We start from the raw sequence: 25,015 nt of genomic DNA on the forward strand, positions 1-25,015 counted from the left end.
CGCAAGGGAGGGCGGCTCGGTGTCGCTGATCGACAACCTCGCCCGCCTGGAGGCGGTAGCAACAGGCACCGCGCAGCCGAGAGCAACGGCAAGGCACCGCCACCTCTCCCAGCGCCCCCTCGTCTTCGTCCCCCTGATCACCGCCGGTGAGGCCGGCGCCCCGCTCGGCGCGCTCGTGGGGACGGAGCGCACCTCACCCCGCGTACTCGTCGTGCCCCAGCCCCGCGACCGCGACCTGCGCTTCACCTTCCTGGCCCAACTCGCCGACACCGTCCTGGAGTACGTCGACTCGTTCACGGACGACGTCGAAGCGGCGGAACGCAGCGAGACGGACCCCGAGACCGGCAAGCGCGTCAAGGTGGAGGTCGAACTCTGCTCGGACGCCCCGCAGTTGATCGTCCCGAGCCGCGCGGGCATCGACTTCGTACGGCTCATCGGCCGCTCCACCCGCTTCCGCCGCACCGCCGAGCAGGACCCGGAGACCCCGTATCCCGCGCCGCCCCGCGTCCCCCTCCTGGGCCGCTGGCTGACCCACTTCGGGGAGCGCGCCCGCGTTCCGGGCTCCTCCCTCCTCGTCGCCATGACCGACCTGCTCTCCCGGCACTGGGCCACCGGACAGAGCAGCCTCGAAGACCAGCATCTGGGCGCCCTGCTCGCCTGGATCGAGGCCCCGGAAGGCACCTCGGGCGCCGACGCCGCGCTCCGCGCCGAGCTGGCGCGGGACAAGGACGGCCAGTTGCTCTGCCCGCCCGCGGGCCCCGCCACGGACCCGGCGTTCGACAACCGCCTGCTCGCCCCGGCCATCGAGCGGTACGACCGCGCGCGCGGCGTCCTCGCCACCGCGCAGGACGGCGTCCAGGCGGACGCCCGCCTCGCCGAACTGACCGCGGCCGAGCGGGAGATCCGCTCCCTGATCGAGAGCAGGGCCCGTCCCACCTGGGACGCGGTGTGGCGCGGCCTCGACGCGCTCTGCACGCTTCCCGAGGCCCCGCACGCCGTCGACCGCTGGACCCGCGACCGCTGGTCGTTCACCGGCCACCGGGACCGCGTCACGGCGGGCGAGCCCCCGCAGCCGCGCGTCGACGACGCGGTGACGGCGGCGAACAAGCTCGCCACGCGGGAGCGCGAGCAGGCCAGGCTCGAAGCGCAGGAAGCACTGGACGACCCCCTGGTGATGGCGGGCCGCCGTCTCGCGGGCGAGGCGTTCGCCGGTGAGGTGACCGAGGTGGTCATGGCGTACAGCGAGGGCAAGAGTCCGCGGCCCCGCCCCCTGGTCACCGTCCGCACGGACGACCGACCGCACCTGGCCGAGCGCGCGAAGGTGTACCGCTCGCTGCAGGGCAAGCCGCAGTCGGCCGAGTTCGTGACGTACGAGAGCGAGGGCGCCGCCGCTTCCGTCGTGCTGCGCATCACCGACAAGATGGGCCGCGGCAAGGAGCCCGAGCCCGGCTCCGTGCCGGAGAAGGGCGACCGGATCTGCTGGACGCTCTTCGAGCACGAGCAGCGCGGCGGCCCCAAGCTCCCCGACCCCGAGGCGACTCCCTGGACCCACGGCGGCCCGCCGGGTGACACCGCCGAGCGCCCTGACCCCGTGACGCCGGAGGACACCCTGTGAGTCCGACCGCCCCCTTCGACCGCGCCTCCTTCGACCCCGGCGCGGCGGCCGGCCGCGCCACGGACGCGATCCTGCACGACACGCTGCACGGCGCGCACCGCGGCGTCGTCGTCGACTCGCCGCCCGGCGCGGGCAAGTCGACCCTGGTCGTGCGAGCGGCCCGCGAACTGGCCGCGGCGGGACGCCCGCTGATGGTGATCGCGCAGACGAACGCGCAGGTCGACGACCTGGTCCTGCGCCTCGCCGAGAAGGACCCTGAGCTGCCGGTGGGCCGTCTGCACAGCAGTGATCCGAACGCGTACGACAAGGCGCTGGACGACCTGCCCTTCGTCCGTACGTCGACGAAGGCCGCCGACCTCGCGGGGCTCGACGTCGTGGTGTCGACCGCCGCGAAGTGGGCGCACGTCAAGGACGTGGAGCCCTGGGGGCACGCGATCGTGGACGAGGCGTACCAAATGCGGTCGGACGCGCTGCTCGCCGTCGCCGGGCTCTTCGAGCGGGCCCTGTTCGTGGGCGACCCCGGGCAGCTCGACCCGTTCTCGATCGTGGGCGCCGAGCAGTGGGCCGGCCTCGCGTACGACCCTTCGGCGAGCGCGGTGACGACGCTGCTCGCGCACAATCCCGAGCTGCCGCAGCACCGCCTCCCGGTGTCCTGGCGGCTCCCGGCGTCGGCGGCTCCACTGGTCTCCGCGGCGTTCTACCCGTACACGCCCTTCCGCAGCGGGACCAACCACGGCGACAGGGCGCTCACCTTCGGTGTGCCGTCGGACGGTTCGGGCCCCGACCGGGTGATCGACGAGGCCGCGGAGTCGGGCTGGGGCCTGCTCGAACTGCCCGCGCGGAACACACCGCGCACCGACCCGGAGGCCGTGCGTGCGGTGGCCCAGGTCGTCCGGCGCCTCCTGGACCGCGGCGGCGCGGCCACCTCGGAGCGCGGCCCCGACCCCACGCCCCTGACCGCCGACCGGATCGCCGTCGGCACCGCCCACCGCGACCAGGCGGCGGCCGTGCGCGCGGCCCTCGCGGAGCTCGGCGTCGCGGACGTGACGGTGGACACGGCCAACCGGCTGCAGGGCCGCGAGTTCGACGTGACGGTGGTCCTGCACCCGCTCTCCGGCCGCCCGGACGCCACGGCCTTCCACCTGGAGACGGGCCGCCTCTGCGTCCTGGCCTCCCGCCACCGCCACGCCTGCATCGTGATCTGCCGCGCGGGCGTCAGCGAACTGCTCGACGACCACCCGTCCACGGAACCGGTCCAACTGGGCGTCACAGTGAAGTTCCCGGACGGCTGGGAAGCGAACCACGCGGTACTCGCCCGCCTGGCAGAACACCGCGTCCCATGGCGGCCATGAAAACGCCCAGCGCCATGCCCACGGCCGCCGAGCACCCCACCGCCCCGCCGGACGGAGTCCGGCACGCCGCCGGAGGCGGCCAAAGGAAACAGCCCGGACGGCTGGGAAGCGAACCACGCGGTACTCGCCCGCCTGGCAGAACACCGCGTCCCATGGCGGCCATGAAAACTCCCAGAACCAACGCCGTACTCGCCCGCCTGGCAGAACACCGCGTCCCATGGCGGCCATGAAAGCGCCCAGCAACACCGCGTCCCATCGCGGTAGCCGTAATCCCAGGCCCCCAGGGCCCCCTTGCGGGGCGAGGGAGAATGGGAGGCGGCCCCACGGCCGGAAACCGTACGAGGAGGAGAACCATGGCGGAGCCCGAGCGGCCCCGGACCGAGCAGCGTCTTCGACCCGCGCCCCTGCTCTTCGAGCCCGCGGAAGCCGCCGCCGACCCGGAGCACTTCTTCGACCTGGAGTCGATGGAGGACCCCCGGGAGCTGCTGGCCCGCGCCACCGAGCTGACGCACGCCTTTCGTGCCGCGACGGACCGCTCGGTGGAGTTCCAGGCCATCGCCGCGGCCCAGCTCGCCGACCCCCGGCGCTTCGACCGGCTGACGCCCGCCGCGATCGCCGAGCGGGCCCAGTGGACCGAGGACTACGCGAAGAAGATGGTCGAGTTCGGCCGGGATCTGCTGCGCGCGGCCGGTCCGGGAGGCGGCGGCCCGGAGGCCTGAGGGGGACGCCCAAAAGATCACGGGCATATGCCAAGGGGGGCAAGGTACTCCCCCGCACCCGCCGCTGTCCCCATTTCGGGCAACTCCCGGAAAGGGAACGCTCGCCACCGGTAGATGTAGTTGCCATGAGCAGCACACGTCTCCACCCGGGCCCCGACCCCGCCCGCGTCCAGGACATCTCCGACGTCACGGCCGAGGGAGCCGCCTGGCTCGCCTCCGCGGAAACGTATCCGCGCAGCGCGCTCGCCCACTGGCGCAGCCGCCCCACCGCCCCCGCGGTCCTCCCCTGCGGCGCCGTCTTCGACGTGGTGAGCGTCCCCGCCGTCTTCGGCCGCCGGATGCTCGACCGGTTATGGGAGGACGGCCCCGGCTCGGGCCCCGTCGCCGCGCACCGCGGCCGCATGCTGCTCTTCGCCGCCCCGGGGACCGCCCAGCGGCTGCCCTCCCTCCTGGAGTGGGAGGAGTGGGGCCGAGCCGTCCCCGGCATCCTCTGCCACGGCATGGGGGACGCCGTGACGGTGCCGCCGGTCACTTCGGAGACCCGGGCCGCGGCGCCCTCCGGCCGCCTCGACGGGCACCTCGAATCGCGCTGGCTGGTGGCCCCCGACGCCCGCCACCCCTGGCTTCCCGGGCCCGAGGTCGTGCTCTGGGCGTGCGTCCGCGCGGCCCGCGCGGCGGCCGGCTCCGCGGTCCGTATATCGATTTTTCCTGGCGGCGATCAGGGTGCTAAGGTCTACGACGTCAGCAGGCGCCGCTAGCTCAGTTGGTTAGAGCAGCTGACTCTTAATCAGCGGGTCCGGGGTTCGAGTCCCTGGCGGCGCACAGACAGAAGGAAGCCCCTCGCGCAAGCGGGGGGCTTCTTTCATGCCCAGCGAGGCTCCCGGGGGAGACGTCAGCCCACCGACACGTGCACATTCCAGGCCCCCGACGCCGTACGCCCCTCCACCTCGACGCGTACATCCTCGTCCGGCACCGTGAAGCTCTCCCCCGTCGACACCGGCGCGTCCGCGAGCGGTGGATACACCGAGTCGGTCCAGCACGCCTCCGAGTCCGGGTGGGCGTCGAGCACCTCGACCGGGCCACCGCCGGACGGCGCCTCGTTGCGCACGCGGTAGACCAGCACCCCCTCGCTGCACGTGGCGCGGTCGTTGCCCCCCGCGTCGCGCGCCTCGAAGGCGATCGCGCTGCCGCGCCCCGTGCGGACCACCGCCAGCTTGGTGCCGCCGATGCCCCCGCGCGTGGGCCGCGTCGACAGCGGCTCCAGGGTCAGCCGCCGGCCCTCGCCCTCCACGCACGCCACCTGCCGCCGGTCCAGCCAGCCGAGCTTCCACTTGTGCCAGCCGAAGAGGTCCGGGGAGAGCCCGAACTGGCTGCCCATGACGTCCCAGTCGCCGACGTGCGTGTCCCAGTCGCCGTCGCCGTCCGTCGGCCGGTGGTAGAGGTCGGGCAGGTCGAAGACGTGGCCGGTCTCGTGGGCCAGGACGTTGCGGTCCGGCGGATGGCGCTCGAAGACGGTGACGATGCGCTTGATGTCGGCGCCGTCGGCCCGCATCGGCCGGTCGAAGTTGACGACCTTCGTCGCGTCCGAGTCGACGCCGGGGGCGTCCGGGTCGGCGACGAAGTAGACGACGTCGTACCGCGAGAAGTCGACGTGCGGATCGGCGGCGGCCACCGCGTCCCGGAGATAGGCGCTGCGCCGGGCGGCGTTCCAGTCGCGCTGTATGGCGTACGAGGTGGAGTCGTCCGGCATCTCCACCCACTCGCGCCGCGGATGCGGGCGCAGGGCGAACTTGCCGTAGGAGGCGCGGTCGAAGAACTGGCTGGTGGCGGGGAAGTAGTCGGCCGTCAGATCCTCGGTGGCGAGCTGCGGCGGGGAGTCGGGGAAGGAGAGGAAGACCATCACGGCGTCGAGGGCGCGGTCGGGCCGCGTATAGGCGCCGTTCCAGGTATCCAGGCCCTCCGAGTGATGCGCCGGTGTGCGCTGCAGCGCACAGGGGACCACCGAGGTCCGGGCGCTCGCGGGGCCCGCGACCAGCCCCGTGGCGGCCAGTGCGGTCAGGGACGTCAGGACGGCGGCCGCGCTGCGCAACCGGGGTCTCTCCCCTCCACGGGTGAGTCCCCAGGGGGGTAGCTGACGCGGCACGTCCACCTCCGGATGCGGGTTACGGGGCATCCCACCCACCCTGTGCAGCTTTTTTCTGATATGCCCTGTTTTTCTGGGCCAGCCGGGTGACGCGCCACTCCCGGAGCGCTCACGGAACGTCACAAGTTGTCGCCGGGCTGATGGAGGCGTAAAGGAAGCAGTACACGGGCGAGCAGAAACGATCTGTCGCCGGGTAGGCGCCACATCTGCGCCGGGCATGCGCCTGTCCTATGCCCTGCGCGGCCGCCACGCGGCACCGCTCCATGGCTGGATGCGCCCTCGGGCCAGCCCCTATGATCGGCACACTTTCCTGCGCGGGCCCGGCCTCGCCGAACAACTGCACTGCGGGAGCAAGTGGTGAACGGAACGTCTGAAGGCCAAGCGCCCCCAGCGGTCACAGCACCCGACCTCGCCTGGGCGCCCATTACGGAGCGTCGCCATCCAGGGCCGCGGCCCGACCACCGGGCAGCTTTCGCCGCCGCCCCGCTCGCCCTCGGCGTCGTGGACGGTGACGGTCTCGTCATCGACGCCAACGACGCGCTCGCCGAGCTGCTCGGCGCGACCCCCGACGAGCTCACGGGCCGTCTGGCCGCCGATCTGGTGGACCTGGCGTCGGACGCGCGCACCTGGCACGCGTACCGCGAGGTGCTCCGCGGCCGCCAGGCGAAGCTGCGCTGCACCCGGCGCCTGAAACACCCCGACGGGCACTCGCTGTGGGTCCAGGTCACGGTCTCGCCGATGCCCGGCGGGCGTACGGTGCTGCTCGCCGCCACCGACATCAGCGCGCGCCGCGAGCTCCAGGCCCGCCTCCGGCATCTGCAGATGCACGACCCCGTGACCCGGCTGCCCAACCGCAGCCTGTTCTTCGAGCGGCTCGCCGCCGCGCTCGAAGCGGGGGCGTACGACGACACGGGCACCGGCCGGATCGGCCTGTGCTACCTGGACCTCGACGGGTTCAAGGCGGTCAACGACACGCTCGGCCACCGGGTCGGCGACCGGCTGCTCGCGGCCGTCGCGGAACGGCTCACGCGGTGCGCCGACGACGCGGGCCACGGCCGGACGGCGCCGCCGCTGGTGGCGCGGCTCGGGGGTGACGAGTTCGCGCTGCTCGTGGAGGACTCCACGGGCACGGACCAGTTGGCCGACCTCGCCGAGACAGCGCTCAAGGCGCTGCAGGAGCCCTTCGACCTGGCGGGCCAGCGGCTCTCCGTCTCGGCCTCGATCGGCGTCGTGGAGCGGCGCGCCGCCGGGACCACGGCGACCTGCCTGATGCAGGCGGCCGACACGACGCTCTACTGGGCGAAGTCGGACGGCAAGGCACGCTGGACGCTCTTCGACCCCGAGCGCAACGCCCACCGCATGACCCGCCAGACCCTGTCGAGTTCACTGCGTCCGGCCGTCGACCGCGGCGAATTCCTGCTCGACTACCAGCCGTTGGTGCGCCTGGAGGACGGCGGTGTGCGCGGGGTCGAGGCGCTGGTGCGGTGGCAGCATCCGCGCTTCGGGCTGCTCACGCCGAATCGGTTCATCGGACTGGCCGAGGAGGACGGTTCGATCGTGCAGCTGGGCCGCTGGGTGCTGCGGACGGCGTGCCGCCAGGCCCGGCAGTGGCAGCTCGACCACCCGGAGCGGCCGCCGGTCTTCGTGAGCGTCAATGTCGCGGTGCGCCAGGTGTGGGACTCGGATCTGGTGGCGGACGTCGCGGAGATCCTCGCCGAGACCGGACTGTCCCCCGCCCTGCTCCAGTTGGAGCTCACCGAGTCGGCGGTGATGGGCTCGACGGGCCGGCCGCTGCAGGCTCTCCAGTCGCTCAGCGACATGGGGGTGCGCATCGCCATCGACGACTTCGGCACGGGGTACTCGAACCTGGCGTACCTGAGCCGGCTCCCGGTGTCCGTCCTCAAACTGGACGGCTCCTTCGTGCGCGGCTTCCAGTACGACGCCGAGGCGGGCGAGGCGCACATCAACCCCGCGGACGAGGTCATCGTCGAGGCCCTGGTGCAACTCGCGCACCGGCTCGGCCTGACCGTCACCGCGGAGTGCGTGGAGACCACGTCGCAGGCGGCGCGGCTGCGGCGGATCGGGTGCGACACCGGGCAGGGGTGGCTGTACTCCCGCCCGGTGGCGCCGGATCGTATCTCCGCCTTGCTGGCGGCGGGTTGAGGGCCGCCTCGCCGGTCAGGCCGTGGGCAGTCCGTAGGCGTCCGCGATCAACTCGTAGGAGCGCAGACGCACTTCGCCGCCGTGCGCGTTGGCGGTGATCATCAACTCGTCGGCGCCGGTGCGCTTGGCGAGGTCGTCGAGGCCGGTGCGGACCTGGTCGGCGGTGCCGTGGATGACGTTGGAGTTCCAGCTGTTGATGAAGTCCCGCTCCATCTCGTTGAACTCGTACGCCTCGGCCTCCTCGGGCGTCGGGACGAGCCCCGGCTTCCCGGTCCGAAGCCGGACCATGTTCAGGGCGGCAGCGAGGACCTGGCGCCGCGCTTCCTTCTCGTCGTCGGTCGCGAGCGCCGACACACCGATCAGGGCGTACGGGGCGTCGAGCACCGCGGACGGCTTGAACGACTCCCGGTAGAGGTCGAGCGCCGGGATGGTGTTCTGCGCGGAGAAGTGGTGCGCGAAGGCGAAGGGCAGGCCGAGGACCCCGGCGAGGCGGGCGCTGAACCCGGAGGAGCCGAGCAGCCACAGCGGCGGGCGGTGCGGGGACTGGACGCCGCCGGGTGAGGTGGCCTGGACCGGGCCGGGGACGGCGTGGATGCGGCTGTAGGGATGGCCGTCGGGGAAGTCGTCGTCCAGGAAGCGGGTGAGCTCGGCGAGCTGCTGCGGAAAGTCGTCGGCGCCTTCGTTCAGCCGGTCCGTCCTGCGCAGCGCGGCGGCGGTCGCGCCGTCCGTGCCCGGGGCGCGGCCGAGGCCCAGGTCGATCCGGCCCGGGGCCATGGCCTCCAGGGTGCCGAACTGCTCCGCGATGACGAGGGGGGCGTGGTTGGGCAGCATGACGCCGCCCGAGCCCAGGCGGATCCGCTCGGTGTGGGCGGCGAGGTGGGCGAGGATGACCGCCGGGGACGAGGAGGCCACTCCCGGCATGGAGTGGTGCTCGGCCACCCAGTAGCGGTGGTATCCGCGCCCCTCCGCCAGCTCGGCGATCTCCACGCTCTTGCGCAGGGCGTCGGTGGCGGTCCGTCCCGCCCCCACGGTCACCAGGTCGAGCACGGAGAGCGGTACCGGCGCGCTGCCGTGCCGCTCGCCGCGGATGTCGTCGCTCGGGTCCACTGTCACGGGGGTCCTGCCTCCTGCTGCGCGTGCTGATGCGGTGCGTTCTGCTTCGCAGACTTAACAGGAGGTGGACTCCGCTTTATTCCCCGGGCCGGCGGGCGGGTTTCCGCTACCCCTTCACCTGCACCACCGGCTCCTTCGTGAACAGCGCGCCCAGGGAGGGAGCGTTCACCCTGCGGTCCGCCAGGCGCAGGGCCTCCCAGACCGTCACCTGGTTCGCCGTCAGGACCGGCTTGCCGAGGTCCTGCTCCAGGTCATGGACGTACGCCGCCGTGTGCAGCGCCGTGTCGGGCAGGAGGAGCGCCTCCGCGTCGGGGTGGTCGCCCGCGTGGGCCATGGCCCGCACCTCGTCCCAGCCCCACGTGCCGACCTCCGCCGCCGTGATGATGCCGTTCCCCTGCGTGGCCACGACCTCGACGCCGGCCGCCTTCAGGAACGAGGCGAAGAGCGCCGCCACGTCCTCGGGATACGTCGCCGCGACAGCGACCCTCCCCGCCCCCACCTCACGTACCGCGTGGGCGAACGCGAAGGACGTGCTGGACGCCGGGAGACCCGCCGACCGGGCCAGGGCGCGGACCTGGTCGTGCGCGCCCTCCCAGCCGAAGACGAAGCTCGCGCTGGTGCAGGCCCACACCACCGCCTCCGCCCCGGCGAGGCGCAACTCCTCGACCCCGGCGGCGAGCCGTTTCGGCGACCCCATCTCCAGGAGGGCGTCGACCCGGTGCGCGTCCTCGCCGATGTCGGTGTGGACGACCTGGAGCCGGACATCACTCCCCAGCATCTGCTCCATGCGTGGGTAGTCGTCCTCAGCCGAGTGACCCGGATAGAGGAAACCAAGTGCGGTCACTTCCAGCCTCCTTCAAGGCAGCGTTGGTGGTCCTTCGGGCAGACCCTGACCCGGATCGAGCGGCAGTACACCTGGCAGCTCGCCCGGCAGCTCGCCCGGTGCCGAGACCGGACCCGCGCCCGGCCTCGCGCTCGGATTGATCAGCGCCTGGTAGGGCCCTACCGCATGCGTACCCAGACGGCGCAGGGCGGACCACATCGTCACCTGGTTCGCGGAGATCACCGGCATCCGCAGCTCGGCCTCGAGCTGCGGGATGACGTCGTACGTCGCGAGGTTGGTGCAGCTGATGAAGAGCGCGTCGGCCCCGCCGAGCACCGCCCGGCGCGCCATGTCCGCCACGTCCTTGTACGGCACCTTCCAGATGTGCCTGGTCAGGCCCAGGTAGGCGCGGCCGGTGACGGACACACCGGATTCGGACAGATAGTGCTCCAGGGACTGCGTCACCGACCACGTGTAGGGCGTGACGAGCGCGATGCGCCGCGCGCCCAGGTCGGTCAGCGCTTCGAGCAGCGCGCCCGAGGTCGTGACGGAGGAGACGGCGCCCTCGCGGGTCATGGCCTCGCACATCGCGCGCTCCCCGGCGATGCCGCCGACGAAGCTGCCCGATGTGCAGGCGTACGCGAGGACTTCGGGTTCGGCGGCGCTCAGGGCCCGCACCGCCTCGCCGAGCGTCTCGTGTTCGCTGACGAGTCGTGCCAGGTCAAGGCTTACCTCGACGGGCACGTACGGAGTGCGGGTCAGATGGAGGGAGACCTCGTCCGGCACCCAGCGCCAGAGCTCCCGGTCGAGGGCGAAGTCGAAAGGGGCGACGACACCTACACCGCGTTGAGGGTGTGGTCCGCCGAGGAAGGAGACGTCCATGAGCAGGCCCCAAGTTCGTGCGTGCGTGCAATGGAGGGACCGGCCGGGGGCCGGGAGATGCGGAACCGGCGACGCGCCGGGACGTCGGGATGGGGCAGAAGGCGCGAAGAAAAGCGCTACAGAGTGTGCTACGACCTCATACGGAGCGTACTCAGCCATGGGGTGCTTGTGATAGAGCACCTCTGTTGACGAAGGTAGTTTCAGGTGCGAGCGTGGTCAATCCGCGCATCTCAGACGGCTCTGGCCGACACAACTCAGGGAAGCGGACTCTCATTGCGAAACGGTTTCTCCCCGATGTCCGAATCAACGTCCGATCCAGCGTCTGATCCGATGTCCGAAACGACCGTTCTGGTCCTTGACGCCCCATCTCCCGCCCCGCCGCCCCGCCTCGGCAGCCTCACCGGCCGCGCCCGCATCGTGCATGCGGACGCCGACACCCTGGCGGAGCAACTCCCCCACGCCGATGTGCTGCTGGTGTGGGACTTCCTCTCGGACGCGGTACGGCTCGCGTGGCCGGGCGCGGGCCCGCGCCCGCGCTGGGTGCACACTGCGAGCGCCGGCGTGGACCGCCTCATGTGCCCGGAGCTCGCCGAGTCCGACACGCTGGTCACCAACGCCCGCGGCGTCTTCGACCAGCCCATCGCCGAGTACGTGGCGGCCCTCGTCCTCGCCATGGCCAAGGACCTGCCGCGCACCCTTCGGCTCCAGGACGAGCGCACCTGGCAGCACCGCGAGACCCAGCGTGTCGCGCGTACGCGCGCGTGCGTCGTGGGTTCGGGGCCGATCGGGCACGCCATCGTCCGGATACTCAAGGGCCTGGGCATCATCACCGCCCTGGTGGGACGCAGCGCGCGCAACGGCGTGCACGGACCGGACGAGCTCGACCGGCTGATGGCGCGCGCCGACTGGGTGGTGTGCGCGGCCCCGCTCACGGACGACACACGCGGCATGTTCGACGCGCGGCGCTTCGGGATGATGCAGCCGTCGGCCCGCTTCATCAACATCGGGCGCGGCGCGCTCGTCGTCGAGGACGATCTCGCGGCCGCCCTGGCGAAACGGTGGATCGCGGGCGCCGCCCTTGACGTCTTCGAGCACGAGCCGCTGCCCGAGGACAGCCCGCTGTGGACGGCGCCGGGGCTTCTGGTGTCCCCGCATATGAGCGGCGACACGGTGGGCTGGCGCGATGAACTGGGCACGCAGTTCGTGGAGTTGTACGAGGAGTGGGCGGCCGGTAGGCCCCTCTCCAACGTGGTCGACAAGAAGCGTGGGTATGTACCCGGGAATTGATCACCCTTGAGGAGCGTGCATGACCGAGCTCACGGATCTCACCGCGGTACAACTCGTCGATGCCTTTTCCAAGGGCGAATTCAGTCCGGTCGACGCGACACGGGCGGCGCTGCGCAGGGCCGGGGAAGTGCAGCCGGTGGTGAACGCCTTCGTGCGCGTGGACGGCGAACAGGCCCTCGCGCAGGCCGAGGAAAGTGCCGGGCGGTGGCGGCGCGGTGAGCCGCGGGGCCTCCTCGACGGGGTGCCGGTCTCGGTGAAGGACATCCTGCTGCAGCGCGGTGGCCCGACACTGCGCGGCTCGAAGACCGTGCGTGCGGAAGGGACTTGGGACGAGGACGCGCCCTCGGTGGCACGGCTGCGTGAGCACGGCGCGGTGTTCATCGGCAAGACGACGACGCCCGAGTTCGGCTGGAAGGGCGTCACGGACAGCCCGCAGAGCGGGATCACACGCAATCCGTACGACCCTTCGCGCACCGCGGGCGGTTCGAGCGGCGGCAGCGCGGCGGCCGTGGCGCTCGGCGCGGCGCCCGTGTCACTGGGCACGGACGGCGGCGGCTCGGTGCGCATCCCGGGCGCCTTCTGCGGCATCTTCGCGCTGAAGCCGACGTACGGACGGGTGCCGCTGTACCCGGCGTCCGCGTTCGGCACGCTCGCGCACGTCGGCCCCATGACACGGGACGCGGCGGACGCGGCGCTCCTGATGGATGTCATCAGCGGCCCCGACCCGCGCGACTGGTCGCAGCTCGGGCCGGTGGCGGACAGCTTCAGCGCGGGTATCGAAGGCGGCGTACGCGGCCTGCGCATCGCGTACTCGCCCTCGCTCGGCGGTCAGGTCGCGGTGCGGCCCGCGGTCGCCGCGGCGGTGCGCCGCGCGGTGGAGTCCCTCGCCGCGCAGCGTGCGTACGTCGAGGAGACGGACCCCGACTTCACGGACCCGGTGGAGGCCTTCCACACGCTGTGGTTCAGCGGCGCCGCGCGGGTGACCCAGCATCTGCCGCCGGACCGGCGGGAGTTGCTCGACCCGGGGCTGCGCGAGATCTGTGCGCAGGGCGCCCGGTACAGCGCGCTCGACTACCTTGCCGCAGTCGACGTACGCATGGAGCTGGGCCGTCGCATGGGCCGCTTCCACGAGACGTACGACCTGCTGGTCACTCCGACGTTGCCGATCACCGCGTTCGAGGCGGGGGCGGAGGTACCGAAAGGTTCCGGCCATCGCAGGTGGACCGGATGGACCCCTTTCACGTACCCCTTCAACTTGACGCAGCAGCCCGCCGCGACGGTCCCCTGCGGGGTGGACGGGGAGGGGCTGCCCGTCGGTGTCCAGATCGTGGGGCCGCGTCACGCGGACGCGCTCGTCCTGCGGGCCGCGCACACGTTGTACGAAGCGGGCAGCGCGGGGATCGCGCCGCCCGCCCTTGACTGAACCTGCGAGCCCGCGGTCTACGCCCTGCGGAAGTTCAGCGTCTCGCCCTGCGCGCCCGCGCGCCACAGGTCGTTGCAGGCCTCGGCCATCCGGTCGAGGCCGTCGACCACCTGGCCCCAGACGATGCCGGGGACCCAGCCGACGTCGCCGTTGAGCAGCAGGTTGTTGCGTTCGTAGAAGAGGGCGAGGTCCACGACCGTGGCGCCCGCCTTGACGTCCGCGGCCGGTTCGTACCCATAGGCCTGCGTGCCCAGCTGTGTCCCGTTGAACGAGAAATAGCAGAGGTCGCCGGGAATGGGGGTGACTGTCGGGTTCTCCAGGGGCGGCTCGCGGTCCGCGAAAGCCGGAAAGAGGGCGTAGATCTCATTGCGGGCGTACTTCGCGTGATAGACGTCCTCGCTGAGCGGAAGCGCCTCCCACACCGCCTCGCAGGTCAACGGGGCCCGGTCGTCGAGCAGCTTGGCGGTGCACTGAACTCCCCGCTTGGCGAGGGAGACTTCGATGAATCGGTCTGCCATGTGTCCCATGCTCCTCCCTGGGTCAAGACCACAACGATTGCATCAGGGGCCGAAATTGGCCCGCATATTCCGCGTCGAGTCGGGTAGCCGCGCGCCCATGGCTCCACCACTTTGGAACGACCCAGAGAGCAATGAGACAGAGAGCTCCCGCGCCGACGGCCCGGGACCGAGTGCGGCACCCAGGAACACCGGGATCCGCCGACGATCACTCCTGTTCGGCGCGGGCGCGGCGGGTGCCGTGGCCGCGCTCGGCGCCGCGGGCTGCAGCAAGGTGCCCACGGGGGACACGCTGGCGCGGCTGAAGTCACAGGGGACCGTACGGCTGGGGATCGCGGGAGAGGCGCCGTACGGGTACGTCGACGAGGACGGAGGCTTCACGGGCGAGGCGGTGGAGCTCGCGAAAGTGATCTTCAAACGCCTTGGTGTCGACAATGTGCAGCCCGTCGCGACCGAGTTCGGTTCGCTCATCCCTGGCCTGAACACCCAGCAGTTCGATGTGGTCTCGGCCGGGATGTACATCAACAAGGACCGCTGTCAGCAGGTCATCTTCTCGGACCCCGAGTATCAGATGCTGGACTCCTTCATCGTCCGCAAGGGCAACCCGAAGAAGCTCTTCAACTACCAGGACGCCTTCAAGGCCAAGGCGAAGATGGGCACGGGCCCCGCCTACGCGGAGATCGACTACGGCATCGCCGCGGGCTACAAACGGGAGGACATCTCGATCTTCCCTGACCCGGTCGCCGGCATGAACGCCGTCGAGGCCGGGCGCATCGACTTCTTCGCCGGCACCGCGCTGACCGGCCGCGACGTGGTCCGCAAGAGCACGAAGGCGGAGGCGACGAAGGCCTTCGCACCCATCGTCGACGGCGAGAAGCAGATCGACGGCGGCGGCTTCACCTTCCGGCCGACCGACACGGAGCTGCGCGACGCCTTCAACGTGGAGATCCACAAGATGAAGAAGAGCGGTGAGCTCTTCCGGATCCTGAAACCGTTCGGCTTCACCAAGGCCGAGATGACCGAGCTGACCGCAGAGGAGCTGTGCAAATGACAGCGGGACTGTGGGAACACTGGGTTCTGCCCGGTATCTGGATCACCATCCAGCTGACGATCTACAGCGCGGCCCTGGCGACCGTCGTCGCCTTCGGCATCGGCATGGCCCGCACCCACCGGCTGCGCACCGTGCGCTTCCTGGCCGGTTTCTACACCGAGGTCTTCCGCGGCACCTCGTCGCTGGTGCTGATGTTCTGGATCTTCTTCGTCCTGCCGCAGCTGGTCGGCTGGGCGCTGGTCCCGATGTGGGCGGCCGTGCTCGCCCTCGGGCTCTCCTACGGCGCGTACGGCGCCGAGATCGTGCGCGGATCGCTCAACTCCGTGACACCGGCACAGCGCGAGGCGGGGGTCGCGTTGAGCTTCAGCCCGGCGCAGCGGATGCGGCTGATCCTGCTGCCGCAGGCCATCCCGGAGATGATCCCGCCCTTCTCGAACCTGCTCGTCGAGCTGCTCAAGGGCACCGCCCTGGTCTCGCTGCTCGGCATCGGCGACGTGTCCTTCGCCGCCAACCTGGTGCGCCTGGCGACCACGGAGAGCGCCGAGATCTACACGATCACCCTGGTCATCTACTTCGTGATCGCGTTCCTGCTCACCCGCGGGATGCGCTCCCTGGAGCGTAAGACCAAGGCGGGCATCGGGCAGAAGACCGAGTCCCGGGGCCTGATGTCCAGGCTCAACTGGCGTCAGGAGATGGAAGTTGCACAGATTCCGAAGAGCGGGGGTACCGGCGCATGATCATCGCTGCTGACAAGTGGGACTGGGGCGCCGTCTCCGACTTCATGCCGCATTTCTGGGACGGGGTCCTCACCACCCTTCAGGTCCTGGCCCTCGGCTCGCTGATCTCGTTCTCGCTCGGCCTGGTGTGGGCGCTCCTGTTCCGCGCGCCCAGCCGTTTCGTGCGGTGGCCGGTCGGCATCATCACCGAGTTCATCCGCAACACCCCGCTGCTCGTGCAGCTGTTCTTCTTCTTCTTCGTCCTGCCGGAGTGGGACATCCAGTTCTCCGCGCTGACGACCGGCACCATCGCGATCGGCCTGCACTACTCGACGTACACCGCGCAGGTCTACCGCGCGGGAATCGAGGCCGTGCCCGTCGGCCAGTGGGAGGCGGCCACGGCGCTGAGCCTGCCCTACCGCCACACGTGGACCGCGGTGATCCTGCCGCAGGCCATCCGCCGCGTGATCCCGGCGCTCGGCAACTACGTCATCGCGATGCTGAAGGACACCCCGCTGCTCGCCAGCATCGGTGTCCTGGAGCTGCTGCAGCGCTCGCGGCTGCAGGCGGCGGAGACCTTCCAGTACACCGAGGCCCTGACCGTCGTGGGCATCGCCTTCATCGTCATCGCCTACCCGTCCTCCCTCCTCCTCCGAGCCCTGGAGCGTCGTCTTGTCGTCTGAAACCACCCCCAAGGAAACGGCCAACCCGGCGGTCGACGGCAGCGAGCTGATCCGCTTCGACAAGGTCACCAAGAGGTTCGGCTCGAACACCGTCCTGGACGAGCTCGACTTCTCCGTGGACTCGGGCAAGCACGTCACGCTGATCGGCCCCTCGGGCTCCGGCAAGACCACGATCCTGCGCCTGCTCATGACCCTGATGAAGCCCGAGGAGGGCACCATCAAGGTCGGCGGGCGCTACCTCACGCACGAGGAGAAGAACGGCAAGCTCGTGCCCGCGGGCGAGAAGTACGTCCGCGAGGTCCGCAAGAACATCGGGATGGTCTTCCAGCAGTTCAACCTCTTCCCGAACATGAAGGTCCTGCGCAACATCACCGAGGCGCCGGTCCAGGTGCTCGGCCTGTCCAAGGACGAGGCCGAGGAGCGTGCCCGCGGCCTGCTGGAGCTGGTCGGGCTCACCGAGCACATCGACAAGTACCCGAACCAGCTCTCCGGCGGTCAGCAGCAGCGCGTCGCCATCGCGCGCGCCCTGGCGATGCGCCCGCAGGTGCTGCTCCTGGACGAGGTCACGTCCGCGCTCGACCCCGAGCTGGTGGCGGGTGTCCTCGACGTCCTGCGGGACATCGCGCACACCACGGACATCACGATGCTCTGTGTGACCCACGAGATGAACTTCGCCCGTGACATCTCGGACCAGGTCCTGATGTTCGACTCCGGGCGCGTGATCGAGTCCGGGACGCCGGAGAAGATCTTCACCGAGCCCGAACACGAGCGGACCCGGGAGTTCCTCAGCGCGGTCCTGTGATCACGCACCACAATTGCGCAGGCTATGGCCTTGGGTGATGACGCTGGCATATGCCAGGGTGGCGCGTTCCTGCTGAGAGTGCCGGAACGCGCCACCAATCTCCCCAACAGCCGCTCCCTGTCCACCTCTTGGCGGCTATCGTGGACGGAGCCCAGCTGTCCGGAACCGTTGCACGCAGGGGGAAGCCGTGGCGCTGAAGCACGAGCCGACCACGCCGCAGCACTCGGTGCAGAGCGCCCTTCGGGTGCTCGAGATCGTCGCCCGGCATGACGCCGGCGTCACCGACGCCGAGCTCGCCCGCCAGACCAAACTCCCCGATCACCAGCTCGCCGCCCTCCTGCGCATGCTGCGCCGCGAGGCGTACGTCGAGCAGATCGCCGACGGCGCGTACGTCACCGGCGCGTCTCTCGTCCGCCTCAGCTCGGCCCACCGCCGCGAGCAGGCCCTGCGGGACAAGCTCAAGGACACCTTGGACGAGCTGCGCGACTCGATCGGCGCGGCCGTCTACATCAGCCGGTACGAGGACGGCGAAATCAAGATCACCGACTTCGCGGACGGCCCCCGTACCCCCAAGGTCAACGAATGGGTGGACTTCCGCTCCTCCGCGCACGCCAGCGCGGTCGGCAAGAGCCTGCTGACCCAGCTCGACCTGAACGGCCGCAGGGATCACCTCTCCCGCCACAAGATGGCCCGCCTCACCTCGCGGACGATCACGAACGAGCGGGTCCTCCTGAACCGCCTCGCCGCCCAGCCCGCCACGGTCCCGGTCCTGGACCTCCAGGAGTACGCGGTAGGCACGGTCTGCGCCGCCGTCCCCATCACCGCGGGCTCGGCGGTCGGCTGCCTGGCGCTCTCCCTCCCGGTGGAGCACGCCCACCGGCTCCGGGAGGCGGCCCGGACGCTCAATCGCGGGGCGGCGCCGGTGCTGCTCTCCCTGGCGATCTAGGGGCGGGGGCCCGGTCGGCGGCGGGCGGTCCCGAGCACCCTCCAGGACCAGGTATTATTTTCGAGTCAGCAGGCGCCGCTAGCTCAGTTGGTTAGAGCAGCTGACTCTTAATCAGCGGGTCCGGGGTTCGAGTCCCTGGCGGCGCACAGACAGTGAGAAGCCCCTCGCGCAAGCGGGGGGCTTCTTCCGTTGTGCATATCCCTCGCACCGGTGAGGACAGCGCCCCCGGGGCCCCGCGATACTGGCACGGCCCTCCTGCCCCGAGGAGCCGCCCCATGCACGGTCCCTTCCCCGCACTGTCCAGGCTGTCCCGGCTGCGCACCGCCCACCCCTACGTCCTGGACACCGCGCTCGCCGCCCTGGTGCTCTTCGCCGTCTCGCTGCAGTTCCTCTTCCCGGACGAGGGCGGCGATCCGCTCAGCGCGGCCGGTTTCGCGCTCGGCGCGGGCACCGCGCTGCCGCTGATCTGGCGGCGCCGCGCGCCCATGATCTGCGCGAGCGTGATCTCCGTCTTCACGCCCGCCATGGCGCTGTACCATCGGCCGCCGCCCGACGTGTGCATCGGCGGCATGGTCGCCCTCTACACCGTGGCCGCCCTGAGCACCCCGCTCCAGCGGCGCGTCATGCTCGCCGGGTGGCTGACGGGGGCCGCCGTCACGATGACCTTCAAGGAACACGCCGAGCCGTACGAGTACCCCTTCCACCTGCTCAGCCTCGTCAGCGCGTACGCCCTCGGGTCCTTCGCCCGCGTGCAGCGCGCGTACACCGCTGCTCTGGAGGAGCGGGCCCGGCGGCTGGAGCGGGAGCGCGCCGCCGAGACGGCGCGGGCGGTCGGCCAGGAGCGGGCCAGGATCGCCCGCGACATGCACGACATCCTGGCCCACGCGGTGAGCCTGATGGTGGTCCAGGCGGAGGCGGGCCCTGTGGTGGTCCGCAGCGACCCGGACCGCGCGGTGGGGGTGTTCGACGCGATCGCGGGGGCGGGGCGCGACGCGATGGTGCAGTTGCGGCGAATCCTGGGCGTACTGCGGGAGACGTCGGCCCCAGGCGGCGGACGCGTCCCGCAGCCGACGCTCGCGGCGCTCCCGGAGCTGGCCTCGCTGGTGGAACACACGGGCCTGCGCGTCGAGTTGACGGAGACCGGCGGGCCCCGTCCCCTGCCACCCGACGTCGAGGTGGCCGCGTACCGCATCGTCCAGGAGGCGCTGACGAACTGCGTGAAGCACGCGGGAGCGAGTGTCGTGAGCGTGGAACTGGATTGGTCCGACGGGGAGTTGGTCCTGCGCGTCCAGGACGACGGGTGCGGGCTCCGTGCGGCGGACGACTCGGGGCACGGCCTGCTCGGCATCCGGGAGCGGGCCGCCGCCTGCGGGGGCACGGCCGAGGCCGGGGACGGGCCCGATGGTGGATTCCGTGTCGCCGCGCGGCTGCCCACGGCATCCTTGGGGCATGAGCATCCGGGTGGCCGTGGCCGACGATCAGGAGCTGGTGCGCAGCGGCTTCTCCATGATCCTTGAGGCACAGCCCGACATCGAGGTGGTGGCGGAGGCGGGTGACGGCGCGGAGGCGGTGGCGGCGGTGCGCCTGCACTCCCCCGACGTCATCCTCCTGGACATCCGGATGCCGGGGATGGACGGCATCGAGGCGGCCCGCCAGGTGTGCGCGCAGTCGAGCTGCCGGGTCGTCATGCTCACCACCTTCGATCTCGACGAGTACGTGTACGAGGCGCTGTACGCGGGGGCCAGCGGCTTCCTGCTCAAGGACGTGCGCAGGGACGACCTGGTGCACGCGGTGCGGGTCGTGGCGGCCGGGGACTCCCTGCTCGCGCCCTCGGTGACGCGGCGCCTGGTGGCGGACGTGGTCCGGCGCCGCCGCACGGACGCGGACGCGCCCGCCGTATCGCCCTCCGAACGCCTGGCGGTGCTCACGGCCCGCGAGGAGGAGACCTTGCGGCTGCTGGCCCGGGGCCTGTCCAACGCGGAGATAGCGGCGTCGTTCGTGGTCAGCGAGCACACGGTGAAGACCCACGTCAGCAACGTCCTGTCGAAGCTGGCACTGCGGGACAGGGTGCAGGCGGTGATCTGCGCGTACGAAACGGGGCTGGTGGCGCCGGGGGGATAGGGCCCTTCTGCCGGATCTTCGTGGGCCGCCGCCCTCTTCTCCCCCGTCCGACGGAGACCTACCCCGCGCGAGGGAGGCCGCAAGACCGCTCGGTGCGGCGATCCGCCGTGGGCGGGGGGCGGTGACTCTGAGGGGTGTATCCGGACCCCGTCCTTGGAGGAGGCAGAGCCATGCCGGCCGCCCTCGCCCGTACCGCGACCCGACGCCCCCGAACCGTCGTCCTCGTCTGGCTTCTGCTTCTCGTCATCGGCCTGGGCTTCGGCACCCGGGTCTTCGGTGATCTGACCTCCTCGGTGGAGGACGTACCCGGCAGCGAGTCGGTCGTCGCGGCGGAACGCCTCGCCGAACTCACCCCGGACGGCGACGACTTCAACGCCGTCGTGGCCGCTCCCTCCGTCGCCGCCCCGCAGATCCGCGCGCAGGTGGGCGACGCGGTGGCCGACGTACGCGAGCAGCCGGGCATCGCCCAGGTGCCGGACCCGTACACCACCCGCGGCCTGGTCGCGGATGACGGTAAGGCCCTCATCGTCCCCGTCACGCTCAAGGGCGGCCTCGACGACGACGCCGAGGAGGAGGCCGTCGGCGACGCGGCCGACCGGCTCCGCGAGATCACTGCCGGTGACGTCGCGGTGAGCGGCGGGCCGCTGCTCGGCGAGCAGATGGGCGGCAGGGCCCAGGAGGACGTCGCCCAGGCCGAGTTGATCACCCTGCCCGCCGTACTGATCGTGCTTCTGCTCATCTTCGGTGGGCTGCGGGCCGCCGGACTCCCCCTCCTGGTCACCGTGAGCGGCGTGGCCGGTGCCTTCCTGACCCTCTACGGCTTCAGCCAGTTCACCGAGATCTCCGTCTACGCCGTCCAGATCGTCACCATGCTCGGCCTCGGCCTCGCCGTCGACTACGCGCTGCTCATGGTGATCCGCTTCCGGGAGGAGCGGGGCAAGACGGATGACGTGGCGCAGGCCGTGCACGCGACCGTCGCCCGCGCCGGACGCACCGTCCTCTTCTCCGGTCTGACGGTCGCCATCTGTCTGTCGGGGCTCGTCTGGTTCCCCAGCCCGTTCCTGCGCAGCATGGGCCTCGCGGCCGGCGCGGTGGTCGTCGTCGACATGCTGGCCGCACTGACACTGCTGCCCGCGCTGCTCGCCCTGTTCGGCCGGAAGATCGCCCCCTCCAGCGCGACGTCCCGTACTTGGCGACTGCCTTGGCGGCGCGGCAGCAAGGCCGGGGCCTCACCCGAGCCCGGTGCCTTCTTCGCCCGCCTCGCCCTCTTCTCCGCCCGGCGCCCGGTGGCCGTGACCGTCGGCGTCGTGGCCGTCCTCACCTTCCTCGCCCTGCCCGTCCTCGGGATGCGGATCAACATCGGCGACGCGCGGCAGCTCCCGCACGACACCGAGGCCCGGCAGCTTTACGAGACCGTGCGCGAGCACTACCCGGCGGGGACGGACACCGACCCCGTCCAGGTGCTCATCGGGGCCGGCGCCGACCCCGACCGCGAGGACAAGATCCGTGCCCTGCCCGGGATCAGGGCGGCCGACCGCGAGCGGCTCTCCGACGGCACGGTCCTGCTTGAACTGACCCCGGCAGGGGCGGTCGACGGCCCCACCGCGACCCGCCTCGTGGAGCAGGTCCGCGACCTGCGGGGCGACGAACCGATCCAGGTCACCGGCAACGCCGCCGGCCTCGTCGACTTCCGTTCGATGCTCGCCGAGCGCGCCCCCTGGGCCGTACTCACCGTCCTGGCCGCCCTGTTCGCCCTGCTCTTCGCCTTCACCGGCTCGCTCCTGCTCCCGCTGCGTACGCTCGCCACCACACTCCTCAGCCTGGGCGCCGCCCTCGGCGTCGTGGTGTGGGTGTTCCAGGACGGGCACTTCGCCGGGCTGCTCGGCGGAGAAGGGCTCGGGGCGCTGAGTCTGACCGCGCCGCCCCTGATCATCGCGATCGCGTTCGGGCTCGCGATGGACTACGAGCTGTTCATCCTGTCCCGGATGCGGGAGACCTGGCTGGAGACCGGCGACCATCGCACCGCCACCGTCGAGGGCCTGCGCCGCTCGGGCCGTGTCGTCAGCTGTGCGGCGCTGCTGCTCGCGATCGTCTTCGGCGGCTTCATGACCGGCGGCTTCTCACCGATCCTGCAGATCGGGCTCGGCCTGACGCTCGCGGTGCTCATCGACGCGACCTTGGTGCGGATGTTCCTCGTACCGGCGACGATGACGCTGCTCGGCCGCCGCGCCTGGTGGGCTCCGGCGCGGATGCGGAGGCTCCACGAGCGGTACGGGCTCCGCGAAGAGGCGCCGTCCGCCGGCCCCGTGCCGGTCGGCCGAGGGGTCAGGCAAGCACCACCCAGTCCATGACCAGGGCGGCCACCAGGCCGACGGCGAGGAGATAGCTGCCGAGCCGGGTCCGTCCGCGCCTGCTGAGTTCGATCACCAGGCCGCAGAGCACGAGCAGCAGCCCGTACACCCCCACGACAAGCACGGACGACCGGCTCGCCAGACGTACGGCGAGCACCACGGCCGCCGCGGCCATCAGCACCGAGGCCGCGGCGATCCGTATGCGCCGGGCCTGGCGCGGCGTGAGGCCTGCCCGGCCTGCCCCCATCTGGTCTGACGTGCTCATGGTCCAGGATCGTAATCGACCTGACCGGTGGCCTGTGCATGCTTTCCCGCCGCGCATGCTTTCCCGCCGCGCATGCTTTCCCGCCGTGCATGTCGGGAGCTCAGGCGCGCAGGTACGCCAGGACCGCGAGGACCCTGCGGTGCGTGCCGTCCCCCGGGGGCAGGTCCAGTTTGCCGAGGATGTTGCCGATGTGTTTGCCCACCGCGGCCTCACTGACGACGAGTTCGGCGGCGATCGACGCGTTCGACCTGCCCTCGGCCACCAGGCCGAGCACCTCGCGCTCGCGCGGCGTGAGCTGTTCGAGGGGGTCGCGGCGGCGCCTGATCAGCTGCCGTACGACCTCCGGGTCCACGACCGTGCCGCCGTCCGCGACCCGCGCCACCGCGTCGGCGAACTGCTCGACCTGGCCCACCCTGTCCTTGAGCAGATAGCCCACGCCGGTGCCGTCCCCGGTGTCCAGGAGCTCGGCGGCGTACGAGCGTTGCACGTACTGGCTGAGCACGAGCACCGGCAGCTTCGGCCGCCGCGCGCGCAGGGCGAGGGCGGCGCGCAGCCCCTCGTCCTTGAATCCGGGCGGCATGCGTACGTCGGTGAGGACGAGGTCCGGTTCGTGCGCGTCGACGGCTGCGCTCAGCCCCTCGGCGTCACCGAGCGCGGCGGGCACCTCGTGGCCGAAGCGGGCGAGCAGGCCGACGAGCCCCTCGCGCAGCAGCACGCTGTCCTCGGCGACGACGATTCTCAGTGCGGGGCGCTGGTCGGGTGCTGGGCTCGGCACGGGATCTCCACGGACAGTACGGTCGGCCCGCCCGGCGGGCTGGTGACCGTCAGTGTGCCATCGAGCACCGCGATCCGGTCCGCCAGGCCGGTCAGGCCGGTGCCTCGGGCAGGGTCCGCGCCCCCGTCGCCCTCGTCGCGCACGTCGATGCGGAGAGCCTCGCCCTCGTGGCGGGCCCTGATGTGCGCGCGGGGCGCGTTGCTGTGGCGGGCGATGTTGGTGAGGGCCTCGCGGGTGGCGAAGTACCCGGCGGATTCCACGGGTTCGGGGAGGCGGGGCAGATCCAGGTCGGTGTCCACGGGGACCGGCGAGCGGTCGGCGGCGTCCTCGATGGCGGCGGCGAGGCCGTAGTCGGCGAGGACCTGGGGGTGGATGCCTCGGATGAGCTCGCGCAGTTCGGTGAGTACGTGGCCCGCCTCGTCATGGGCCGTGGCGAGCTGGGCCGCCAGCGGGCTGCCGGGAGCGGCGTCGAGCCTGGCGAGGCCCAGGGTCATGGTCAGCGCGACGAGCCGCTGCTGGGCGCCATCGTGCAAGTCCCGCTCGATGCGCCGCCGTTCGGCCTCGAAGGCGTCGACGAGACGGGCCCTGGAACGGGTCACTTGATCCAGCTGGGTGGCCAGCTCCGCCTCCCGGGGCGCGAGGAGGAGGCGGGCGAGGGAGGCGCGGGCGGAGGCGTAGGCGCCGAGGGGGTAGAGCAGCGGGACGAGGAGGACGAGTCCGAGCGCCGCTATGGCGAAGGCGTGCGGGTAGTCGCCGACCAGCCAGAGCTTGGCGGCGCGGATCTCGCCGCCGTCCAGGGCGAGTTGGACGGGGGCGGCGAAGAGGACGGCTGGGGCGCCGACGGTACAGGCCAGCACCAGAAGATCCAGCGGCCACAGCACGAGGGCGAGCAGCACGGCGTACGCGAGCTCACGCCAGGTGGCCTGCTCCTTGACGCGCAGCTTGAACCAGGCGGGGATGCCGGGGGCTTCGGGCGTGCGGTGGGGAGTGGCGGGAGGGGGTGCGGGGTCGACGAGGCGTGCGCGGCGGCGTTCGAGCGCGGCGATGGGGATGCCGGCGAAGGCCAGAAGGGGGAGGAGGGGGATGCCCACGAGAACCAGGGCGAGGGCAAGGCCGAGGGTGAGACCCAGGATGCCGCCGACCAGGACCAGGACCCCGAGCAGCACACCCCCCAGCAGGTACGCCACGCTTCTCCAGGGCGCACCGCTCCTCAGATACGCCAAACCCCGCATCCCCACCCACACGCTCTCCCCGGCCATGGGGCCACGGT

At 71.5% G+C, this 25,015-nt stretch carries 23 protein-coding genes and 2 tRNA genes; 17 read left to right on the forward strand and 8 right to left on the reverse strand.

Features of this window, described 5'->3' with window-relative positions; translation table 11 throughout:
- Window positions 1–19: 19 nt before the first annotated feature.
- The 5 genes from ACWFRU_RS29810 (at window position 20) to ACWFRU_RS29830 (ending at window position 4,508) form a co-directional block, all read left to right on the forward strand.
- Window positions 20–1,615, forward strand: coding sequence for a hypothetical protein (locus tag ACWFRU_RS29810; protein WP_453691213.1), 1,596 nt, complete (start codon window positions 20–22; stop codon window positions 1,613–1,615).
- Window positions 1,612–2,967 (forward strand): AAA domain-containing protein, encoded by a 1,356-nt coding sequence (locus ACWFRU_RS29815; RefSeq protein WP_453691214.1) that lies wholly within the window; start codon window positions 1,612–1,614, stop codon window positions 2,965–2,967. The genes ACWFRU_RS29810 and ACWFRU_RS29815 overlap by 4 nt, the downstream gene beginning before the upstream one ends.
- Before the next feature lie 353 nt (window positions 2,968–3,320).
- A complete protein-coding gene (locus ACWFRU_RS29820; RefSeq protein ID WP_453444343.1) occupies window positions 3,321–3,686 on the forward strand; it encodes a hypothetical protein in 366 nt (121 codons plus the stop codon).
- Between the two features lie 125 nt (window positions 3,687–3,811).
- Complete coding sequence (locus tag ACWFRU_RS29825; RefSeq protein ID WP_453691215.1) at window positions 3,812–4,444, forward strand: bifunctional DNA primase/polymerase; 633 nt, start codon at window positions 3,812–3,814, stop codon at window positions 4,442–4,444.
- Window positions 4,435–4,508: transfer RNA gene (locus ACWFRU_RS29830), tRNA-Lys, on the forward strand. Before ACWFRU_RS29825 ends, ACWFRU_RS29830 begins: the two co-directional genes overlap by 10 nt.
- A gap of 70 nt (window positions 4,509–4,578) precedes the next feature.
- Here ACWFRU_RS29830 and ACWFRU_RS29835 read toward each other — a convergent pair.
- Window positions 4,579–5,859, reverse strand: a complete 1,281-nt coding sequence (locus ACWFRU_RS29835) for a M6 family metalloprotease domain-containing protein (RefSeq protein ID WP_453691216.1) — start codon at window positions 5,857–5,859, stop codon at window positions 4,579–4,581.
- 327 nt (window positions 5,860–6,186) lie between these two features.
- Here ACWFRU_RS29835 and ACWFRU_RS29840 point away from each other — a divergent pair, with 327 nt between their 5' ends.
- Window positions 6,187–7,992 (forward strand): putative bifunctional diguanylate cyclase/phosphodiesterase, encoded by a 1,806-nt coding sequence (locus ACWFRU_RS29840; protein WP_453691217.1) that lies wholly within the window; start codon window positions 6,187–6,189, stop codon window positions 7,990–7,992.
- Window positions 7,993–8,007: 15 nt separating this feature from the next.
- Here ACWFRU_RS29840 and ACWFRU_RS29845 read toward each other — a convergent pair whose 3' ends face one another.
- The 3 genes from ACWFRU_RS29845 to ACWFRU_RS29855 form a co-directional block, all read right to left on the reverse strand.
- Window positions 8,008–9,105, reverse strand: coding sequence for an LLM class flavin-dependent oxidoreductase (locus ACWFRU_RS29845; RefSeq protein WP_453691218.1), 1,098 nt, complete (start codon window positions 9,103–9,105; stop codon window positions 8,008–8,010).
- Between the two features lie 106 nt (window positions 9,106–9,211).
- Window positions 9,212–9,949, reverse strand: coding sequence for a maleate cis-trans isomerase family protein (locus tag ACWFRU_RS29850; protein WP_453691219.1), 738 nt, complete (start codon window positions 9,947–9,949; stop codon window positions 9,212–9,214).
- A gap of 12 nt (window positions 9,950–9,961) precedes the next feature.
- Window positions 9,962–10,810 carry a maleate cis-trans isomerase family protein gene (locus ACWFRU_RS29855; RefSeq protein WP_453691220.1) on the reverse strand — a complete coding sequence of 283 codons (849 nt, stop codon included), beginning with the start codon at window positions 10,808–10,810 and terminating at the stop codon, window positions 9,962–9,964.
- Between the two features lie 330 nt (window positions 10,811–11,140).
- Here ACWFRU_RS29855 and ACWFRU_RS29860 point away from each other — a divergent pair, with 330 nt between their 5' ends.
- Entirely contained in the window at window positions 11,141–12,097 is a 957-nt protein-coding gene (locus ACWFRU_RS29860; RefSeq protein ID WP_453691221.1) for a D-2-hydroxyacid dehydrogenase, read from the forward strand.
- 19 nt (window positions 12,098–12,116) lie between these two features.
- Window positions 12,117–13,520: an amidase gene (locus tag ACWFRU_RS29865; RefSeq protein ID WP_453691222.1), complete on the forward strand. Its 1,404-nt coding sequence runs from the start codon at window positions 12,117–12,119 to the stop codon at window positions 13,518–13,520.
- 17 nt (window positions 13,521–13,537) lie between these two features.
- Here the strand turns inward: ACWFRU_RS29865 and ACWFRU_RS29870 are convergent, their stop codons facing one another.
- On the reverse strand, window positions 13,538–14,038 hold the full coding sequence (locus ACWFRU_RS29870) for a DUF3830 family protein (RefSeq protein WP_363211366.1): 501 nt from the start codon (window positions 14,036–14,038) through the stop codon (window positions 13,538–13,540).
- Window positions 14,039–14,135: 97 nt separating this feature from the next.
- Between ACWFRU_RS29870 and ehuB the strand changes: the two genes are divergently transcribed.
- The 9 genes from ehuB to ACWFRU_RS29915 all read left to right on the forward strand — a co-directional run bounded on the left by ehuB (window position 14,136) and on the right by ACWFRU_RS29915 (window position 22,705).
- Window positions 14,136–15,086 (forward strand): ectoine/hydroxyectoine ABC transporter substrate-binding protein EhuB, encoded by a 951-nt coding sequence (gene ehuB, locus ACWFRU_RS29875; RefSeq protein WP_453691223.1) that lies wholly within the window; start codon window positions 14,136–14,138, stop codon window positions 15,084–15,086.
- A complete protein-coding gene (gene ehuC / locus ACWFRU_RS29880) occupies window positions 15,083–15,823 on the forward strand; it encodes an ectoine/hydroxyectoine ABC transporter permease subunit EhuC (RefSeq protein ID WP_453691224.1) in 741 nt (246 codons plus the stop codon). Before ehuB ends, ehuC begins: the two co-directional genes overlap by 4 nt.
- Complete coding sequence (gene ehuD / locus ACWFRU_RS29885; protein ID WP_453691225.1) at window positions 15,820–16,485, forward strand: ectoine/hydroxyectoine ABC transporter permease subunit EhuD; 666 nt, start codon at window positions 15,820–15,822, stop codon at window positions 16,483–16,485. Before ehuC ends, ehuD begins: the two co-directional genes overlap by 4 nt.
- On the forward strand, window positions 16,475–17,287 hold the full coding sequence (gene ehuA, locus ACWFRU_RS29890) for an ectoine/hydroxyectoine ABC transporter ATP-binding protein EhuA (protein ID WP_363211369.1): 813 nt from the start codon (window positions 16,475–16,477) through the stop codon (window positions 17,285–17,287). The genes ehuD and ehuA overlap by 11 nt, the downstream gene beginning before the upstream one ends.
- 187 nt (window positions 17,288–17,474) lie before the next feature.
- Entirely contained in the window at window positions 17,475–18,233 is a 759-nt protein-coding gene (locus ACWFRU_RS29895) for an IclR family transcriptional regulator (RefSeq protein ID WP_453691226.1), read from the forward strand.
- Between the two features lie 72 nt (window positions 18,234–18,305).
- Window positions 18,306–18,379: transfer RNA gene (locus ACWFRU_RS29900), tRNA-Lys, on the forward strand.
- Between the two features lie 129 nt (window positions 18,380–18,508).
- A complete protein-coding gene (locus tag ACWFRU_RS29905; RefSeq protein WP_453691227.1) occupies window positions 18,509–19,750 on the forward strand; it encodes a sensor histidine kinase in 1,242 nt (413 codons plus the stop codon).
- Window positions 19,683–20,354 carry a response regulator gene (locus tag ACWFRU_RS29910; protein WP_453691228.1) on the forward strand — a complete coding sequence of 224 codons (672 nt, stop codon included), beginning with the start codon at window positions 19,683–19,685 and terminating at the stop codon, window positions 20,352–20,354. Before ACWFRU_RS29905 ends, ACWFRU_RS29910 begins: the two co-directional genes overlap by 68 nt.
- Window positions 20,355–20,524: 170 nt before the next feature.
- Window positions 20,525–22,705 (forward strand): MMPL family transporter, encoded by a 2,181-nt coding sequence (locus tag ACWFRU_RS29915; protein WP_453691229.1) that lies wholly within the window; start codon window positions 20,525–20,527, stop codon window positions 22,703–22,705.
- Here the strand turns inward: ACWFRU_RS29915 and ACWFRU_RS29920 are convergent.
- The 3 genes from ACWFRU_RS29920 to ACWFRU_RS29930 all read right to left on the reverse strand — a co-directional run bounded on the left by ACWFRU_RS29920 (window position 22,680) and on the right by ACWFRU_RS29930 (window position 25,004).
- A complete protein-coding gene (locus tag ACWFRU_RS29920; RefSeq protein WP_190080288.1) occupies window positions 22,680–22,970 on the reverse strand; it encodes a hypothetical protein in 291 nt (96 codons plus the stop codon). The genes ACWFRU_RS29915 and ACWFRU_RS29920 overlap by 26 nt on opposite strands.
- Window positions 22,971–23,070: 100 nt before the next feature.
- A complete protein-coding gene (locus tag ACWFRU_RS29925; protein ID WP_453691230.1) occupies window positions 23,071–23,745 on the reverse strand; it encodes a LuxR C-terminal-related transcriptional regulator in 675 nt (224 codons plus the stop codon).
- Window positions 23,709–25,004: a sensor histidine kinase gene (locus ACWFRU_RS29930; RefSeq protein WP_453691231.1), complete on the reverse strand. Its 1,296-nt coding sequence runs from the start codon at window positions 25,002–25,004 to the stop codon at window positions 23,709–23,711. Before ACWFRU_RS29930 ends, ACWFRU_RS29925 begins: the two co-directional genes overlap by 37 nt.
- Between the last annotated feature and the right edge of the window lie 11 nt (window positions 25,005–25,015).

The sequence above is a fragment of the Streptomyces sp. NPDC055099 genome (assembly GCF_053607685.1).

Bases quoted from the DNA above. Each gene is read 5' to 3' on its own strand.
- ACWFRU_RS29865 (WP_453691222.1), top strand. From the start codon at position 12,117: ATGACCGAGCTCACGGATCTCACCGCGGTACAACTCGTCGATGCCTTT.
- ehuD (WP_453691225.1), top strand. From the start codon at position 15,820: ATGATCATCGCTGCTGACAAGTGGGACTGGGGCGCCGTCTCCGACTTC.
- ACWFRU_RS29855 (WP_453691220.1), bottom strand. From the start codon at position 10,810: ATGGACGTCTCCTTCCTCGGCGGACCACACCCTCAACGCGGTGTAGGT.
- ehuB (WP_453691223.1), top strand. From the start codon at position 14,136: ATGGCTCCACCACTTTGGAACGACCCAGAGAGCAATGAGACAGAGAGC.
- ehuC (WP_453691224.1), top strand. From the start codon at position 15,083: ATGACAGCGGGACTGTGGGAACACTGGGTTCTGCCCGGTATCTGGATC.
- ACWFRU_RS29920 (WP_190080288.1), bottom strand. From the start codon at position 22,970: ATGAGCACGTCAGACCAGATGGGGGCAGGCCGGGCAGGCCTCACGCCG.
- ACWFRU_RS29905 (WP_453691227.1), top strand. From the start codon at position 18,509: ATGCACGGTCCCTTCCCCGCACTGTCCAGGCTGTCCCGGCTGCGCACC.
- ACWFRU_RS29835 (WP_453691216.1), bottom strand. From the start codon at position 5,859: ATGCCCCGTAACCCGCATCCGGAGGTGGACGTGCCGCGTCAGCTACCC.
- ACWFRU_RS29910 (WP_453691228.1), top strand. From the start codon at position 19,683: ATGAGCATCCGGGTGGCCGTGGCCGACGATCAGGAGCTGGTGCGCAGC.
- ACWFRU_RS29930 (WP_453691231.1), bottom strand. From the start codon at position 25,004: ATGGCCGGGGAGAGCGTGTGGGTGGGGATGCGGGGTTTGGCGTATCTG.
- ACWFRU_RS29825 (WP_453691215.1), top strand. From the start codon at position 3,812: ATGAGCAGCACACGTCTCCACCCGGGCCCCGACCCCGCCCGCGTCCAG.
- ACWFRU_RS29870 (WP_363211366.1), bottom strand. From the start codon at position 14,038: ATGGCAGACCGATTCATCGAAGTCTCCCTCGCCAAGCGGGGAGTTCAG.
- ACWFRU_RS29860 (WP_453691221.1), top strand. From the start codon at position 11,141: ATGTCCGAAACGACCGTTCTGGTCCTTGACGCCCCATCTCCCGCCCCG.
- ACWFRU_RS29915 (WP_453691229.1), top strand. From the start codon at position 20,525: ATGCCGGCCGCCCTCGCCCGTACCGCGACCCGACGCCCCCGAACCGTC.
- ACWFRU_RS29820 (WP_453444343.1), top strand. From the start codon at position 3,321: ATGGCGGAGCCCGAGCGGCCCCGGACCGAGCAGCGTCTTCGACCCGCG.